The organism is Enterococcus sp. AZ103, assembly GCF_051714685.1.
Lineage (GTDB): Bacteria > Bacillota > Bacilli > Lactobacillales > Enterococcaceae > Enterococcus_A > Enterococcus_A alishanensis.
Genome location: NZ_JBIOSI010000001.1, coordinates 840,528 through 857,907 on the forward strand (window position 1 = coordinate 840,528; position 17,380 = coordinate 857,907).

The window sequence follows — 17,380 nt, forward strand, 5'->3', positions numbered from 1 at the left end:
GAGAGATTCGATGTTTGGCTTTTTGAAAAAAAATAAAGAAAAACAGCCTGCTAAACTAGTCCCAGAAGAACCACAACTTTCTGAAACAGAACAGGAGCAGCTGAAAGATCAAATTGAAAGAATCAAGATTCAAGTCAAAGAACTTGAAGCCGCTGATCCTTTGCAAGATGCTGAATTAGCGAAACTTTATGAATCATTAGGTTTGGCTTATGAAAAATTAAGTCAAGTTGACGAAGCCATCCTTGCTTTAGAAAAAAGTTTGGACTTGAAATTAAGTATTGGTGATGGCTACAAGAAATTAATGAGTTTATACAATGCCAAAAGAGCAGAAGCTGCTAGAAATGGTGACGACGAAGGTATTGAAAAATATATGAACAAAATGGATGACATGCGCCAAATCGCTAAAAAAGTAACCGTTGGCGGAAAATAAAAAAGAAGAAGGTAATGATGATATGTATAAGAATTTAAAACAAGTAACTGAGACAGCAGAAGCGTTAAATATGACCATTGGGGCTTTCAATACTCATAATTTAGAAATGTTGCCAGAAATGATTCGTGCCGCAAAAGAAATGGGGGCACCAATTATTATTCAAACAAGTATCGATACAGCTAAATACATTGGCTACAAAGTGTTAGTTGCAGTCGTTAAAGAAATTGCTGAGGATGAAATGGTAGATGTGGTCTTACACTTAGACCATGCCCGAGATTTTAATGAAATCAAGGCAGCAATTGATGCTGGTTATTCAAGTGTCATGTATGATGGTTCTCACTTACCATTTAAAGAAAATATCGCTAAAACCCAAGCAGTAGTGGAATATGCGCATCCCCGTGGTGTGTCAGTCGAAGGTGAGTTAGGGACAATTGGTGGCACCGAAGAAGGTATTTCTGTTGCTGAAGATGATAAAGTTTATACTCGTCCTGAAGATGCGGTAGAATTTGTTAAAGCCACTGACGTAGATGCGTTGGCTATTGCGATTGGAACCAATCACGGTCAATTTAAATCAAAAACCGAAGTCAATATTCCATTACTGAAAGAAATTCATGCCGTAGTTGATTGTCCATTGGTTATTCATGGCGGTACCGGTGTAAAAGAAGAAGATTATCCAGAATTAATTAATAACGGTATCCGTAAATTTAACGTCGGTACAGAGTTATTAGTAAATTGGACAAAAACAGCCAAAGATTCATTTGGTGAAACCGAAGTCAATAAATCTCTACGGCATAATGTTATCCCTGCGAATATCGCCGTGAAAAATATTGTGAAACACAAAATTGGCTTATTTATGAATGTAGAAAGTCCCATCAAACAAACAATCTAATGAAAAAATATTTGATTTTAATCGCAGGTAGCCCAGCAACGGGTAAGACTTATTTAATCGATCGAATCAAAGAAGTTATTCCTGATCCATTTGTCATTACGCCAGATGAAGGTAAAGAAATTTTAGCTGATTCAGTCGGGTTTGATAATCTGGCTGAAAAAGCTCAATTAGAAAAACGCGTGTGGAAATTTTATTATGGTGTATTAGACTTATATATGGAAGCAGGAAAACGGGTCATTGTATCAGAATATCCCTTCAGCTATAAACAAGCCGATCGGCTAACTCATTTAGCCGAAAAACATGACTATCAAATCATTACGATTCGTCTGACTGCGGACTTTGATATTTTATGGCAGAGACGTAAAGTCCGTGATGTCGAAAATGATCGTCATTTAAGTCATATCATGAGCCAGTATCATTTTGGCGATGAATTAATTAATCGGACAACAGCTGATAGTTTAATTACCGAAGAAGAGTTTAAGCAAGTCATCGAAAATAGAGGATACAATCATTTTCAATTAGGTGATTTGTATGAATTCGATGTATCTGATTTTTCTAAAGTTGACTATGATTCTTTTTTAATTGAATTGGCTGAACGAATCAATCAAAGATAAATTCTTAAACTAATCTAGACTGTAGACCATCTTCAAAAAAGGAAGATGTCTACAGTTTTTTTGTCTAAAGAAAAAAATCACCATATTCAATGACACGCAACTGATTTTTTGATTTGTTGAGTCGGGTAAGAAAGTAAGAAAAATTCCGTAAATCTTTTATGACGCATCTGATCATTTACTCTTGATTTAGCAACGATTCAACTCATCGTTGAGTTGGAAAAGTGCCCGTCAACAAAATAGTTACCCACATTTTATAGTAAATGAATAAACAAGCTTGCTATAATAAAATAAAAGAGGTGGCCGTCAATGATTCGAATTGGAGAACAGCTAAAATATTATCGTCAGCAAAAACAGCTTACCCAAAAAGAAGTGGCTGAAAAATTACACGTGACCCCTCAGACCATTTCCAAGTGGGAATTAGATAAAAGCTATCCTGATCTAGATCAGTTAAGTCGTTTAAGTCAATTATATGGAAAAAAAGTGGATGTGTTACTTGGTCAAGGAAAACCTAGCTTTTTTGATTATTTAATGGGTGCGGATAATTTTCGAAAAAGTTATGGGCTTCCGGCAAAGAGGGGAGTAGAAAAAGATGGTGAAAATCAATAGAATGATTGCTGTTTTGTATAATCTTTGCGGGGTAGCGTTACTGGCTTTAGCAGGCGGCGGTATGGCACCGCCTGTTGGTTATGTTCCTCCGTGGCTTTGGATCTCATGTAGTATTCCGTTTATTTTTTTACTGTTGGCTCATGTCTATCGTTGGCGCTTAGCCAAGCAAAATTAAAAAGCATGTACCGGTGAATTTTTTTCCGGTACATGCTTTTTTTAAAGCGCTAATTGGTTAATCAATCCAATTAATTCTTGTCTGATACTTGAACTGGTAGCCGTATCTCGTTGAACCAATGAAATCAAAAAATGCGGCTGCGGTGTGTCTTCGATCGGCAGACAAACTAAATGGTCTTCCTCGTTGACTGCGATTTCGGTCAGAAAACCGATCCCGACTTGCTCACGAATCATGCCTTTTAATATATTCAGATTGTTATTTTGATAGATAATAGTTGGTTCGAAACCGGCTTGTTGAGCCATCATCTTAAAGGCTTCTGGATGGACATAATGTTCATTTAAGATGACAAAGTTTTCAGCTTTTAATTCAGCAAAAGCAACACTTTTTCGTTGCGCCAGTGGATGTTGTGGACTAACAACAATCATAAAATTCTTTTTGATTAGTAAATGGCTATTTAACTGATGATCACGAATAGGAGAGATTGAGCCCAATAAGGCTAAGTCAATTTTTCCTCGTTGTAACATGGTAACCAAGTCAATTGAACCAGCATCCACTAAATTAATCTGATTCATTAAATCGTGTTCAAAAAGCTGCGTTGATAATTTAGGAAAATAATAGTTACCAATAATAGGGGGTAAACCAAAGGCGATCTTCTCGTCTTTTAAACGATTAATTTCCGTACTGGCAACATAAAGCTCATGTAGGATTGTGCTAATATGTTGTGACAATATTTGACCAGCAGGTGTAATGGTCAGCTGCTTATGACTTTGATCACGGTAAATTAATTTCGTCCCAAAAATCTCTTCTAATCGTTGTACGGCGTAGGTAACAGTGGGTTGACTTACTTTAAAGGCTTCTGCGACCTTTGTATAATTACGCTCTTTTACAAGGCGTTGAAAATATTCTAAATCTTTTAAATTCATAGAAAAGCTCCTCTTAAAATGTTCCGTTACTCATATAAAAATAGTTTATCATACTTCTATGTTTTGACTATATTAACAAATTACGACTAGAATAACTGTGCACTTAACAAACGGATATAAACAGCAAAAAAGCCAAAATAAGCTGAAAATGATACCGTCATATTAAGCGAAAGGTTTTTATCGAGAAGTGGATATTAGGAGGAGTGAATCATGGTTTTCTTTCAATCGATTGAAAGTGTTATTAGTATTATATTAATGATTGCTTTAGGTTATATCTTAAAGCGTCAAGGTTGGTTTGATGAAAGTTTTGGTAAAAGTATTTCGTCATTAATTACGAAAGTAGCTTTGCCGGCATCAATTTTTGTGTCAGTTTTAAAAAATTTGACAAAAGACAGTTTAATTTCCCTATCAGGTAGTCTGATTTATCCTGTCGGCGGTGTAATTATTTCCTATATCATTGCTTACATCTTAGTCAAAGTGTTAAAGATACGCCCTGGACGTCGTGGTATATTTATGAATGCTATCGCTAACGCCAATACAATTTTTATTGGTTTGCCGTTAAATATGGCATTGTTTGGTGATAAAGCCTTACCTTATTTCTTAGTTTATTATGTCACCAATACTGTATCCACTTGGGCATTTGGGGTCTTCTTGATTTCCAATGATGATCCGACAAAAGTAAAAGGTGGACCAAAAGCCAAATTAAATTGGAAAAAATTATTGCCACCACCATTATTAGGTTTTATTGTTGCGCTAGTTTTCTTACTATTAAGTATTCCAGTGCCAGATTTTATTAACAATACCTTGAGTTATGTGGGTGGCATCGTGACACCATTATCACTACTTTATATCGGGATTGTTTTATATGATGCTGGCTTGAAGAGTATTAAGTTTGATCGTGATACGGTAGTTGCTTTGATCGGTCGTTTTGTGATTGCGCCAGCTGCGGTCATTTTATTGATTACTATAGGTAGTAATTTGTTTGGCGCAGATTTAGCACCATTATTACGTCAAACCTTGATTGTTCAATCAGCTACACCAATGTTAGCAGTCTTGCCTATTTTGGCGAATGAAGCTCATGGTGATGTAAAATATGCGACGAACTTAGTGACAACCTCAACCATTTTATTCGTGGTCGTGGTACCAATCTTGATGCAAATCATTCAATTTATTTAATCTAAAAAGGAAGTCGCTTGATTTAAGCGACTTCCTTTTTTCTAGTTTCCAGTAAATAAATGTTTCATTTTTTGTTGTACATCAGGATTTTCTAAGAATTCGTCATAAGTGGTTTCGGCGCGATCGACTAATCCACTGTCAGAAATAGCAATAATCCGATTAGCAATTGTTTGAATGAACTGATGGTCATGAGAGGCAAATAATAATGAGCCTTTGTAAGCCATCAAGCCATCATTCAATGCTGAAATGGATTCTAAATCCAAGTGATTGGTTGGATCATCTAAAACCAAGACATTTGATTTTGCTAACATTAATTTTGATAGCATACAACGAACTTTTTCACCACCGGATAAGACATTGACCGGTTTTAATACTTCATCACCTGAAAAGAGCATCCGACCTAAGAAACTTCGTAAGAAAGTATTGTCGTCTTCTTCTTTAGAAGCATATTGACGTAACCAATCTAAGATAGTTAAGTTTGTGTCGAATTCCTTACTTGGATCTTTTGGTAAATACGCTTGACTGGTAGTGACACCCCAACGAACGGTACCGCGGTCAGGTGTTAAATCACCCATGATTACTTTGAATAAAGTAGTTGTGACTAAGTCGTTTTCAGCTACAAAGGCAACTTTATCGTCTTTATTCAAGGTAAATGAAATATTGTCTAAAATCTTTTTGCCATCAATTGTTACGCTAACATCGTCTACTTGTAATAAATCATTGCCGATTTCACGTTCAGGCTTGAATGCCACAAATGGATAACGACGAGAAGATGGCTGAATATCGTCAATCGTGATTTTTTCCAACATTTTTTTACGAGATGTTGCTTGTTTAGATTTTGAAGCATTGGCACTAAAACGTGCGATAAAGTCTTGTAATTCTTTGACTTGTTCTTCTTTTTTAGCATTTTGTTGTGATTGTAATTTTGCGGCTAATTGACTAGATTCTAACCAGAAATCGTAGTTCCCAACATATAGTTTAATTTTACCAAAGTCTAAGTCAGCCATGTGGGTACACACTTTGTTTAAGAAGTGACGGTCATGGGATACGACAATCACGGTATTGTCAAAGTTGATTAGAAATTCTTCCAACCAATTGATAGATTGGATATCTAAACCATTGGTAGGCTCATCTAGTAATAGTACATCAGGCTTACCAAATAATGATTGTGCCAGCAAGACTTTGATTTTTTGTCCGGCGGTTAGTTCACTCATTTTTTGTTGGTGTAATCCTTCTGGAATGTTTAGCCCTTGTAATAAGACAGCCGCTTCTGGTTCTGCTTCCCAGCCATCTAATTCAGCAAATTCGCCTTCAAGTTCAGCAGCTTTAATCCCATCTTCGTCAGAAAAATTTTCTTTCATATAAATGGCATCTTTTTCTTGCATCACTTGGTAAAGACGTTCATGGCCCATAATTACTGTTTGTAAAACAGTGTAGTCTTCAAAGTCAAAATGATTTTGCTTTAAGACAGCCATCCGTTCGTTAGGTCCTAAGGTTACGTTACCAGTGGAAGGTTGGATTTCTCCAGACAAAATTTTAAGAAAAGTCGACTTCCCTGCACCATTTGCGCCGATTAGGCCGTAGCAGTTGCCGGGAGTGAATTTAATATTTACGTCATCAAATAATTTACGGTCAGGAAATTGTAAACTGACATCACTTACTGTAATCAATGATTGTCCTCGCTTTTTATGTATTGGCGTAAAGCCTCCTTGAATTATAGCTACCAAATGAAGAAGTTTCAAGGGATGTTTGAGATTACTTGAGAAATAAGTTAGACTTATCTGTAAGGGAGGTTGGAAAATGATTGGTATAATTGTGGCGACCCATGATCATTTTGGCAAAGAATTATTAAAAACAGCTGAATCGATCGTTGGCACCCAAGAGGATGTCATCACTATCTCTGTGGCACCTGGCACGATTGGAATGAAAGAACATTTTGTCGAATTAGGCGAGGAAACATTAGAGCGTAATGATGAATTGTTGTGGTTGGTCGATATTTTTGGGGGCACCCCCTTTCGTTATGTGAGTCAGTGTGTTGTAGATGATGAACGACAACACTTAGTTACCGGCGTGAATCTACCGATGTTAATGGAAGCTTTAATGAACCGCAAAAAAACTGGTAGCGAGTTAGCAGAATTATTAGTAAGCGACAGCCAAACCGGTATTAGAAAAATGTAAATTTAAATAAATTTAAAGATAAATCACCCGTCAGCTGCTTAGTCATTGATCTGAAATGATAAGCGGCTGTTTTTTTGTTTGTTTTTAAATATTGAAAATCAGCACTTTTTGCTAATATTAATTGTTATCATAAAGGTCATATGCTCAAAATTTAAAAGTTATATTTTTTGTAAGCGTTATCTTTTTTGTCCGTAGATTAGGACAGTCTTTTAAATTTATGATTAAAATTTGAGCTTATAATTCAATTAAGGAGTTGGTTGACATGCAGCTTAGTAAAAAAGAGAGCAGTTTGATCGAGATTTTTCTTTCAACCAAAAAAATCTTAACTGCGCAAGAAATTGCTGACAATCTGAGAATTTCTACTAAAACTGTCTATCGACTAGTAAAAAAAATCAATGAACTAAGTAGCAATGGTCCAGTGATTGAAACACAAACAGGTAAGGGGTTGTCGTTAAATTACAAAAGGTATCTGAAAGTAATCAACGAACAAGAAAATACCCAAGAAGATAATGCTGAAGGGCGTCGTAACCGGATCTTATTAGAGTTGCTATTTAAATCGCCTCATCCCATGGATATTCAAACTTTATATGAAGGACAATTCGTCTCAAATGAATTGATTATTAAAGACATTGAAAAAATGCGGGAAACAGTTAAGCCTTATCAATTAGCAATAAAGAAAAAACGCAATCTAGTTTCGTTAGTTGGTTCGGAAAAAGAAATTCGTCATCTGAGTTATAAACTTATTTCAATGGGTTCTTTTTTAACAACTGAAACCTATGTCGTAAATGATGAGACGATGAACTCCTATGATGCGGATTTAATTACTTCATTATTGGAATACATTGAAAAAATGGTGGGGAACCCGATTCCTTATCCGTATAATGTCAATATTTTTTCTCACATTTATATTTTGTTGTCACGGTTTCGTAAAGGTAAAGTCGCCAATCCAGAAGTCAGTAAGTTGTCAGAACTAGATGGGGAAGAAAAAAACCTGATTCAACAAAATCAAGAAAAATTTGAAATCGCCAAGAAAATCATTCAACGAATTGAAGACTATCTAGTAGCTGAAATTGATGAGATCGAAGTGTTTTATTTATTTCAATATATTATGGCTTCAAGAGTTAGCACAAACGAAAACGCTCAAGCTATGACGAACGAATCGGAAGAAGTGACTATACTGGCATTGCACTTAGCCAAGTATTTAAAAGCTGAATTGAATTTTTCCTTCATTGAAATTATTGATGACGCCAGCTTTTTAGAACATCTACGCTTAATGCTTTACCGCAGTAAGAACGGCATTATTGTAAAAAATGAATTGATTCAAGATATTCGGCGAGAGTATAGCGAAATCTATGTGGCCTTGCAAAAAGCTTTGGATGATTTGTCGTCAGAATTTGAAAGTTTAAATATCTCAGATGATGAAATCGGTTTCTTGGTTTTGTATTTTGCCCAAATTTTAGAAAAGAAAAGATTCCAACGGAGAGTTTTAATCATGTGCAGTAGCGGCGTTGGTACCAGTGAATTATTAAAAATTAAGGTCCAAAGAGCTTTTCCTGATTTAGATATTGTCGATGTAGTGTCATTAAATCAATACAAGAAAAATTATGAAAAACTGGGAAAAGAAAGCTTTGATTTTATTTTGACGACAGTCAGTTTGGATAACAAAAGCAATGTGCCAAGTTTGTTAGTTAATTTCATGTTTACACAGCGCGACCAAGAAAATGTCGCTAAATTATTGGAGGGGTTATAAATGGATACGTTAGATATTAAAGAAGTTGTCAATAAGAATTTAATCATTACTGGATTGGAAGGAACTGACAAAGAAGCAGTCATTCGAGAATTAACTAAAAGATTACATGATCAAGGCTATTTATCAGATGAAGAAACTTTTGTCCAAGATGTTTTAGCTAGGGAAAAAGAAGGCATCACTGGTTTAGGTAATGGAATTGCGATTCCTCATGGAAAATCAGATGGTGTCAAAATCACAACCATCGCCGTAGGAACGACTAAGAGTCCCATCGAGTGGGAATCCTTAGATGATGAACCAGTCAATGTGGTTATTCTGTTTGCTGTCAAAAAAACAGATGAAACCACCACTCATATTAAATTATTACAAAAAGTCGCGATTTTATTAGCTGACGAAGATTTATTAACCAATTTAAGAAATGCTCAATCGAGTGATGAAATTTTTGAACTATTAACAGCAGAGGAGGAATAGGTTTATGAAAATTGTAGGAATTGCCGCATGTACATCAGGAATTGCCCACACCTATATTGCACGGGAAAAATTAGTTAAAGCAGGTGAAGCTTTAGGGCATGAGATTCACATCGAGACACAAGGAACCATCGGTACTGAAAATGAATTGACCAATGAGCAAATCAAAGAAGCAGATGTAGTCATTATCGCAGCTGACATCAAAATTGGCGGAAAAAATCGTTTTGACGGAAAAAAAGTGGTAGAAGTTCCCACTAATACAGTGATTAAAGCACCACAAGGATTGATTAAAAAAGTAGAACAATTAGTTAACACATAAATAATGAGGGGGAAGTTACATGTTAAAAAAATTAGAGTTGAAGAAGCACGCCCTAACAGCCATTTCCTACATGTTGCCAATCGTTGTTACTGCCGGACTTTTAATCGCCATCGGAAATTTAACTGGCGGGGCAGTGATTGAAGATTACAGTGCAGCTTATTCAATTCCTGATGCCTTAGTTTCTTTAGGTGTACTAGGAATGGGATTATTGGCGCCAGTTATTTCCGGTGCGATTGCTTATTCAATTGCTGATCGACCAGGGATTGGACCAGGTTTATTCATGGGTTTGATTGCTAACAGTATCGGCGCAGGTTTCTTAGGTGGAATGCTAGGTGGTTATCTAGTTGGTTTCTTAGTAAAATTCATCATCAACAATTTGAAAGTACCAAAATGGGCAGAAGGTTTAATGCCGATGATGATTGTGCCATTAGTATCAACTTTAGTTATGGGATTATTAATGTATTTCGTAATTGGTGTGCCGATTGTCTGGGCGACAGTAGCCTTAACCAATTTCTTAAATAGTCTGCAAGGTAGCGGCCGCTTCTTATTCGGTGCTATTGTAGGCGGCATGGCAGCCTTTGACTTTGGTGGACCAGTCAATAAAGTCGCTTCATTATTTGCAGATGGTTTATTACTAGAAGGTGTTTTCGAACCAGAAGCAGTGAAAATTTTAGCATCAATGGTCCCACCGTTTGGCGTAACAATTTCATGGGTATTATCAAAAGTATTCCGCAAGAAAAAATATTCTAAAGGCGAAGAAGACAATATCAAAATCGCTTTTCCAATGGGTATTTGTATGATCACAGAAGGCGTTATTCCGATTGCCGCAGTCGATCCATTACGAGTAATTTTCTCTTGTACTGTCGGTGCTGCTGTAGGTGGCGGATTAAGCATGATGTGGGGCATTGGTTCTCCTGTTCCTTCAGGCGGACTGTTTATTGTTCCAGCGATGACTAATCCATTATTGTTCATGTTGGCATTATTAATTGGTTCAGCAATTACCGGTGTGCTCCTGTTTGTACTGAAAAAAGAACCGGTCGAAGAAGAACAGTTCGAAGCAGAAGAAGAGGAAGAAATGGACTTGTCAGATATTACTCTTTCTTAGGAGGACAGTAAAACATGTATGTCTCAATGAGAGAAATGTTGCAAAAAGCCAATCGTGAAAAGTACGCAGTCATGGCAATAAATTGTTTCAATTTAGAAACTGCTCAAGCCGTGATTCACGCAGCAGAAGAATTACAGGCACCGATTATCGTTGATTTATTACAAGAACATCTGGAAATGCATCTAGGATACGAATATTTAACTTTGCCTATTAAACGGATGGCAGAAAAAGCCAGTGTCGATGTAGCGATTAATTTAGACCACGGACAAGATGTCGCTTTTGTGAAGCAATGTCTGCATGAAGGATTCTCCAGTGTAATGATGGATGCTTCCATGTATGATTTAGCGGAAAATATTCGGATTACTAAAAATATGGTGGACTTTGCTCAAACTTATAATGCCAGTGTCGAAGCGGAAGTTGGGAATATGGGAGCGGTCGCTGGTGACAATTGGACCAACGATCAGATGTTTACTGATGTAGATGAAGCCATCCAGTTTATTAATGAAACGGGTGTTGATTGTCTCGCCTTATCTTATGGCTCTACTCACGGCGATTATCCAGAAGGTTTCGTGCCAGAATTTCGTTTTGATATCGTAGAAAAAATCAAAGCAGCAACCAATTTACCACTCGTGTTACATGGTGGTTCTGGTGCTGGTGAAGAAAATATCAAAAAATCTATTGAATTAGGGATTAACAAAATCAATGTCGGCTCAGATTTTATGGCAGCACAAGCAGCCTTTTTAACCGAAGAATTGGCTAAAGGGGAAAAAGTAGACTACCCAGCCTTGGTTCATCAAAGTATGGCTGCCGGAAAAGAAATGGTAAAAAAATATATTCGACTTTCAGGGTCAATAAATAAATCAAAATAGGAGCGTATTAAATATGTTATTAAACATGAAAGAATTATTAACCGTCGCACAAGAAAACAACTTTGCAGTAGGAGCCTTCAATGTGGCAGATAGCAACTTCTTCCGAACTGTAGTGGAAGCAGCAGAAGCAAACGATTCACCAGCGATTATTGCCGTTCACCCAACTGAATTGGATTTTACTAAAGATGACTTTTTCCAATATGTGATGACACGAGTAAAAAATTCTAGCGTACCTTTCGTAGTGCACATGGATCATGGCGATAGCTTAGCAAGTATCATGCGGGCCATTCATTGTGGTTTTAGCTCAGTCATGATTGATGGGTCACTATTACCATTTGAAGAAAATATTGCTGTGACAAAAGAAGTGGTGGATGTTTGTCATAAGTTAAATGTTTCAGTTGAAGGAGAATTAGGTACGATTGGTAGTACCGGGACTTCGGTTGAAGGCGGCGTGAGTGAAGTTGTCTATACTAAACCAGAAGATGCTGAAATCTTTGTAAAAGAAACGGGTATCGACACTTTAGCGGTGGCAATCGGTACAGCTCACGGAATCTATCCAAAAGATGTAAAACCAGAATTGAAAATGGATGTTTTAGAAGAAATCAAAGAAAAAATTTCGATTCCATTAGTTTTACACGGAGGGTCTGCTAATCCAGATGAAGAAATTGCTAAAGCAGTTGCAATTGGTATTCAAAAAGTTAATATCTCTTCCGACTACAAATACGCTTTTTACAAAAAATGTCGTGAAATCTTAGCTTCGACAGAGCTTTGGGATCCGAATGCGATTTATCCAGATTGTATTGATGCAGCCAAAGAAGTAGTCACACAAAAAATGGGACTGTTTAACTCAACTGGTAAAGCAAAACTATATCGTGAAGCCAATCAACAACCATGGCGCAGTGATTTACAATAAACAATTGAGACAGGCAGTTGACAACTTATGTTGACTGCCTGCTTTTTTTCCCATATCATAAATAAAATGATTTCTATGAGGTGAAGAGATGACAAAATTTTATGGCAGTATCGAAGCTGGTGGGACAAAATTTGTCTGCGCCATTGGTGATGAAAATTTTAAAATCATTGAACGGGTTAGCTTTCCAACTGAAACACCTGAAGAAACAATGCCAAATGTGATTGCTTTTTTTCAGCAACATCAAACAGACTTAGCAGCTATCGGCGTTGGTTCATTCGGTCCGATTGATATTCACAAAGATTCAAAGACTTACGGATATATCACTTCTACGCCAAAACTTCCTTGGCAACATTATGATTTTATCGGCGAACTAAAAAAACATTTCTCGGTTCCAATGACTTGGACAACCGATGTAAATGCAGCTGTTTATGGTGAATACGTGGCGGGTAGCGGTAAAGGCTTAAATAGTGCCGTTTATTATACGATTGGGACCGGGGTTGGCGGCGGCGCAATTCAAGAGGGCCGTTTGATTGAAGGCTTTAGTCATCCTGAGATGGGCCACATGCAAGTCAAACCCCATCCAGAAGATGATTTTGCTGGCGCTTGTCCATTTCATGGAGATTGTCTTGAAGGAATGGCAGCTGGCCCAGCCATTGAAAAACGTTTAGGGAAAAAAGGTCAAGATTTAGCTGCTGATGATCCTTATTGGGAAATTGAAGCTTATTATTTGGCACAATGTGTTTATAATACGACGTTGCTATTACGTCCAGAAGTAATTATTTTGGGCGGCGGTGTGATGAAACAACAACAAATGATGAAAAATGTCCGTCAAGCCTTCACAAAATTAGTTAATGACTATGTGGAAGTACCAGCTTTAGAACAATACATTGTATTTCCAGCATTGGAAGATAATGCAGCCACTGTCGGTTGTTTTGCGATGGCGAAAGAAGCTGCTTTACACAATTAAAAAAATCGCCCGTCCAAATTAATGGGCGAGGCGATTTTTAGTTTATTTCAATAATTCATTTAAAGTTGGCATATCATGAACTTGATATTTTTCTTTGAAAGCTTGAATTTCTTCAGCCGAGAATTTTTCAGGATCTAATATTAATTCTTCCACTGGTAAAGGTCGTGCATCTTCAATTTTAATATCAATCACAACAGGGCGTTTGCTAGCTTTTGCAGCAGTGAAAGCTGGTTCTAATTGATCGTAGCTAGTAATTGTAAAACCATCAGCACCTAAAGCTTCACCAACTTTACCAAAATCAGCATCATCTAAAAAGACACCAAATTTTTGTTGTTCAGTATCTTCTTGTTCAGCTTCGATGAAACCAAAGGCTTGGTTAGAAAATACGATATTGATAATCGGTAAGTTATATTTTACTTGAGTGATGATATCTTGCATTTGCATCGCAAAACCACCATCACCAGCTAAGGTAAAGATTTGGCGATCAGGATAAGATAATTGAGCAGCAATTCCGCCAGGTACGCCATAACCCATCGTAGCAAACCAACCAGAAGTGGTAAATTTTTGTTTGCCGTTCATATTTAAATGACGAATGCTGTTGACTGTTACATTCCCTACGTCAGTTACAAAGATGGCATCATCTTCAGCAATACGGTTGATTTCTTTAAAGATTGGTTCAGGGCGTAAAGGTGTTTGTGCATCATTATCAAAGCTATGACGCCATGCATGCCAGTTTTTAATATTTTCTTGGTTAGCAGCTAACCATTTGTCAGCAGGCCGTGCTTTTCCTAACGCGACTAATTTTCTTAAAGCATTGGCACCATCACCTAAAATAGAGACATCTGTTTTGTGGCGGCGACCAAATTTTGTTGCATCAATATCGATTTGTACGAATTTCGCTGCAGGATTGAAGAAGTAAGCAGCAAATGGAAAATCACTACCAACAAAAACAATCAAATCAGCAGCTGCTAAAGCTTCGTTAGCTGGTTTTGTAGCTACCCGAGCAGCAAAACCTAAGAAGTTTTCATAAGCATCAGGAATAATTCCTTTTGCTAAAACAGCAGCGGCAACTGGCATTGAAAAATGTTCAGAAAATGCTTTAACGGCATCGAATCCACCACGAACGCCTTGTCCAACATAAAGAACTGGTTTTTGAGCGGCTTCAATTAATGGTAAAGCTTCTTTTAAATCAGTATCTTCTGGTTGTAAGACACCAGTTTTATGATTGGCAGCAGTCGAAATAGATAAATCTTCAATCTCAGCAAATCCAAAATCAACTGGAATTATTACAACGGCAACACCATTATTTTGATAAGCTGCTTTAATGGCTTCATCGACAACGTGAGGCAAGCTTTCTGGTGTCATCACTGTCCGATTATAAACAGAAACATCCGCAAACATTGGATTTTCGTTTAGTTCTTGGAAAGAATTATAATTCATTTGAGTTGAAGCAACTTGACCTAATAAAGCAACCACGGGTACATGATCCATTTGTGCATCATATAAACCGTTGATCAAATGAGTTGCACCTGGTCCAGCGGAACCAAAAACAGCACCGACTTTTCCAGTTAATTTTGCATCAGCGGCTGCGGCAATTGCGCCAGCTTCTTCATGACGCACTTGAACATATTTGACTGAATCTCTTTCTTTATATAAGGCATCCATTGTTGAGTTGAAAGAACCACCAGGAATACCATAAATATGATCAATTCCCCAAGATTCAAAAACTTTTACCATTGCGACACCAGCATTAATTTTAGCCATCATTGTCACTCACTTTCTTTTTGTAAGTATTTTAATAATTTTTATTATACTCTTAATTATAATCACTACCAAAGAAAAGCTCTTGAGAGAGTTTGCAGGTGCACCTAAACTTATGATAAAATCATATTATAGTAAACGTTTTATTTTTATTGAATGATTATAATAAAATAGTAAAAGTTGGAAGGGGCAGAAAATGACGACTTGGTTATTAAGCTTAGCTGCTTGGCAGCAAGCATTAGTGGGTACTTTATTTACTTGGGGAATGACCGCATTAGGTGCGGGGATGGTTTTTTTCTTTAAAAATATTAATCGGAATGTTCTAAATTTAATGTTGGGTTTTGCTTCAGGTGTAATGATTGCTGCTAGTTTTTGGTCTTTATTAGATCCGGCGATTGAAGCAGCAACTGAAAACGGATCGATTCCTTGGCTAGTTGTCAGTATTGGTTTTGGTTTAGGTGGGGTCTTTTTATATATTGCTGATAAGACAATTCCTCACATGCATTTTGGACCAAATCATGAAAAAGAAGGGATTCCTAGTCATTTAAAAAGAACAATTTTATTAGTTTTTTCGATAACTCTGCATAATATTCCAGAAGGTTTAGCAGTCGGCGTTGCTTTTGGCGCAGCCAGTGAAGCAGCTAATCCAGCCGCTGCAGTACTAGCGGCCATCTCAGTTTCATTAGGAATCGGGATTCAAAACTTCCCAGAAGGTGCTGCTGTTTCGATTCCTCTACGACAAGAAGGTTTAAGTCGTACGAAATCATTTTTATATGGACAAGCTTCTGGTTTGGTAGAACCAATTGCTGCAGTAATCGGAGCATTATTAGTTACTCGAGTGGAACCATTATTACCTTATGCTTTATCTTTTGCAGCTGGAGCGATGATTTATGTAGTAGTAGAAGAATTAATTCCTGAGGCGCAAGCAACTACTGATAGTAAACATCATTCGGGCGTGCTTGGTGCGATGACCGGATTTATTATTATGATGATTTTGGATGTTGCGTTGGGGTAAATGATAAATATAGCTAGAAACCTTGTTGTGTGAGGTTTCTAGCTTTTTTGTTTAAAAGAGGTGAGGTCTGTGAGTTGGTTAAAACTGGGTCATTCGTTCTTGTTCAAACAGTCTAGCTTTTTTAAACATAGATGCTAATTCCATATTTCGCAGAAAATCCATTACTACTGATGAAATAATTATCAAGTATTAGGAGAATGAATTGTTAGTGTTATGCTAGCTATTGTTTATAGAACTTTAAAAAATATTTCTAGTTTTTGTAGAGTTTGCTACATTTACTCTGCTGACATAGATTAAATAATTCTATATTTATTTCTTTAATGGATTATATTCTTATAAAGAAAATCCTAATTCCCGTTTATCTAAAAATAAAAACGTAGTATTATTTAGCAAAAAAAAGACTTTGAGGAAATTTTTTCCTACAAAGTCTTTCATTTATTTTTAGGAGATAAGCATTACACCGCTGTCCAACCACCATCAATCGCAATGGTTTGACCAGTTGTATAAGCTGAATTTTCAGAAGCAAACAATAATAGCTGACCTAATAGTTCTTCGATTTTACCAGGACGGCCGACTGGTGCGCGGAATTTTAATAATTGTTCTACTGAGTCGTCCATAACCATCATTTCACTTGGGAACATTCCTGGTGCGATGGCGTTCACAGTAATATTATATTCTGCCCATTCTTGTGCTAAGCTGCGGGTAAAGTTTGGTACGGCACCTTTTGTGGCATTGTAGGCCAAGTTCGTCATGTGGAATCCGGCAATTAATCCAAACATAGAAGCTGTATTAATAATGCGACCGTAATTGTTTTCAATCATATGTTTACCGACTTCTCGAGCCATCAGGAAATAACCAGTTAAACTAACATCTACGACTTTTTGCCAATCTGCTAATGTTAATTCAACCGATGGTGTTACTTTAATTGCACCAGCATTATTGACTAAAATGTCAATTTTGCCAAAGTGATCTACGACTTTTTGAACAGCTGATACGACAGCATCTTCGTTAGATACATCCACTGGAACTGGCAAACATTCTCCGCCAGCGGCTTCAATTTCATTTTTTACTTCTTCTAAACGTTCGACACGGCGAGCCATAATGGCAACTTTGGCACCATTTTCAGCTAAAGCTTTAGCATATTCACGACCTAAACCAGATGAAGCTCCTGTCACGACTGCCACGTGACCAGTTAAATCTAAATAGTTTTTCATAATAAAATTCC

19 protein-coding genes are annotated in these 17,380 nt (G+C 36.9%); 15 read left to right on the forward strand and 4 right to left on the reverse strand.

Annotation, left to right across the window (positions count from 1 at the left end):
• Positions 1-10 precede the first annotated feature (10 nt).
• The 5 genes from ID741_RS04235 to ID741_RS04255 all read left to right on the forward strand — a co-directional run bounded on the left by ID741_RS04235 (position 11) and on the right by ID741_RS04255 (position 2,714).
• Positions 11-430, forward strand: coding sequence for a tetratricopeptide repeat protein (locus ID741_RS04235; protein ID WP_438719161.1), 420 nt, complete (start codon positions 11-13; stop codon positions 428-430).
• 22 nt (positions 431-452) lie between these two features.
• Positions 453-1,319 (forward strand): class II fructose-bisphosphate aldolase, encoded by an 867-nt coding sequence (locus ID741_RS04240; RefSeq protein WP_218327370.1) that lies wholly within the window; start codon positions 453-455, stop codon positions 1,317-1,319.
• Positions 1,319-1,933 carry an AAA family ATPase gene (locus tag ID741_RS04245; RefSeq protein ID WP_438719162.1) on the forward strand — a complete coding sequence of 205 codons (615 nt, stop codon included), beginning with the start codon at positions 1,319-1,321 and terminating at the stop codon, positions 1,931-1,933. The genes ID741_RS04240 and ID741_RS04245 overlap by 1 nt, the downstream gene beginning before the upstream one ends.
• Before the next feature lie 306 nt (positions 1,934-2,239).
• Positions 2,240-2,539 carry a helix-turn-helix domain-containing protein gene (locus ID741_RS04250; RefSeq protein ID WP_218327368.1) on the forward strand — a complete coding sequence of 100 codons (300 nt, stop codon included), beginning with the start codon at positions 2,240-2,242 and terminating at the stop codon, positions 2,537-2,539.
• A complete protein-coding gene (locus tag ID741_RS04255; RefSeq protein ID WP_218327367.1) occupies positions 2,523-2,714 on the forward strand; it encodes a hypothetical protein in 192 nt (63 codons plus the stop codon). Before ID741_RS04250 ends, ID741_RS04255 begins: the two co-directional genes overlap by 17 nt.
• A 41-nt stretch (positions 2,715-2,755) precedes the next feature.
• Here ID741_RS04255 and ID741_RS04260 read toward each other — a convergent pair whose 3' ends face one another.
• The gene (locus ID741_RS04260; protein ID WP_438719164.1) at positions 2,756-3,637 is read right to left on the reverse strand and encodes a LysR family transcriptional regulator; all 882 of its coding nucleotides are present in this window, start codon (positions 3,635-3,637) and stop codon (positions 2,756-2,758) included.
• A gap of 210 nt (positions 3,638-3,847) precedes the next feature.
• Between ID741_RS04260 and ID741_RS04265 the strand changes: the two genes are divergently transcribed.
• Positions 3,848-4,813: an AEC family transporter gene (locus ID741_RS04265; protein WP_438719165.1), complete on the forward strand. Its 966-nt coding sequence runs from the start codon at positions 3,848-3,850 to the stop codon at positions 4,811-4,813.
• 41 nt (positions 4,814-4,854) lie between these two features.
• On the opposite strand, the gene ID741_RS04270 is transcribed toward ID741_RS04265, so the two are convergent.
• Positions 4,855-6,483, reverse strand: a complete 1,629-nt coding sequence (locus tag ID741_RS04270; protein ID WP_438719166.1) for an ABC-F family ATP-binding cassette domain-containing protein — start codon at positions 6,481-6,483, stop codon at positions 4,855-4,857.
• 130 nt (positions 6,484-6,613) lie between these two features.
• Between ID741_RS04270 and ID741_RS04275 the strand changes: the two genes are divergently transcribed.
• From ID741_RS04275 to scrK, 8 genes are all read left to right on the forward strand, one after another.
• Positions 6,614-6,991: a PTS sugar transporter subunit IIA gene (locus tag ID741_RS04275; protein ID WP_218327363.1), complete on the forward strand. Its 378-nt coding sequence runs from the start codon at positions 6,614-6,616 to the stop codon at positions 6,989-6,991.
• 262 nt (positions 6,992-7,253) lie between these two features.
• Positions 7,254-8,741, forward strand: coding sequence for a BglG family transcription antiterminator (locus tag ID741_RS04280; protein ID WP_438719167.1), 1,488 nt, complete (start codon positions 7,254-7,256; stop codon positions 8,739-8,741).
• Positions 8,742-9,209, forward strand: coding sequence for a PTS sugar transporter subunit IIA (locus ID741_RS04285; RefSeq protein WP_218327361.1), 468 nt, complete (start codon positions 8,742-8,744; stop codon positions 9,207-9,209). It begins immediately after the preceding gene.
• A gap of 4 nt (positions 9,210-9,213) precedes the next feature.
• Positions 9,214-9,525, forward strand: a complete 312-nt coding sequence (locus tag ID741_RS04290; protein ID WP_218327360.1) for a PTS fructose transporter subunit IIB — start codon at positions 9,214-9,216, stop codon at positions 9,523-9,525.
• Positions 9,526-9,544: 19 nt separating this feature from the next.
• Positions 9,545-10,630, forward strand: coding sequence for a PTS fructose transporter subunit IIC (locus ID741_RS04295; protein WP_218327359.1), 1,086 nt, complete (start codon positions 9,545-9,547; stop codon positions 10,628-10,630).
• Between the two features lie 14 nt (positions 10,631-10,644).
• Complete coding sequence (locus ID741_RS04300; protein ID WP_218327358.1) at positions 10,645-11,499, forward strand: class II fructose-bisphosphate aldolase; 855 nt, start codon at positions 10,645-10,647, stop codon at positions 11,497-11,499.
• Between the two features lie 13 nt (positions 11,500-11,512).
• Positions 11,513-12,412, forward strand: a complete 900-nt coding sequence (locus ID741_RS04305) for a ketose-bisphosphate aldolase (RefSeq protein ID WP_218327357.1) — start codon at positions 11,513-11,515, stop codon at positions 12,410-12,412.
• Between the two features lie 88 nt (positions 12,413-12,500).
• Positions 12,501-13,379, forward strand: coding sequence for a fructokinase ScrK (gene scrK / locus ID741_RS04310; protein WP_438719168.1), 879 nt, complete (start codon positions 12,501-12,503; stop codon positions 13,377-13,379).
• 42 nt (positions 13,380-13,421) lie between these two features.
• Here the strand turns inward: scrK and spxB are convergent, their stop codons facing one another.
• The gene (spxB, locus tag ID741_RS04315) at positions 13,422-15,143 is read right to left on the reverse strand and encodes a pyruvate oxidase (RefSeq protein ID WP_438719169.1); all 1,722 of its coding nucleotides are present in this window, start codon (positions 15,141-15,143) and stop codon (positions 13,422-13,424) included.
• A 193-nt stretch (positions 15,144-15,336) separates the two neighbouring features.
• Here spxB and ID741_RS04320 point away from each other — a divergent pair, with 193 nt between their 5' ends.
• The gene (locus ID741_RS04320) at positions 15,337-16,155 is read left to right on the forward strand and encodes a ZIP family metal transporter (protein ID WP_218327354.1); all 819 of its coding nucleotides are present in this window, start codon (positions 15,337-15,339) and stop codon (positions 16,153-16,155) included.
• A 455-nt stretch (positions 16,156-16,610) separates the two neighbouring features.
• Here ID741_RS04320 and ID741_RS04325 read toward each other — a convergent pair whose 3' ends face one another.
• The gene (locus ID741_RS04325) at positions 16,611-17,369 is read right to left on the reverse strand and encodes an SDR family NAD(P)-dependent oxidoreductase (RefSeq protein WP_218327353.1); all 759 of its coding nucleotides are present in this window, start codon (positions 17,367-17,369) and stop codon (positions 16,611-16,613) included.
• Between the last annotated feature and the right edge of the window lie 11 nt (positions 17,370-17,380).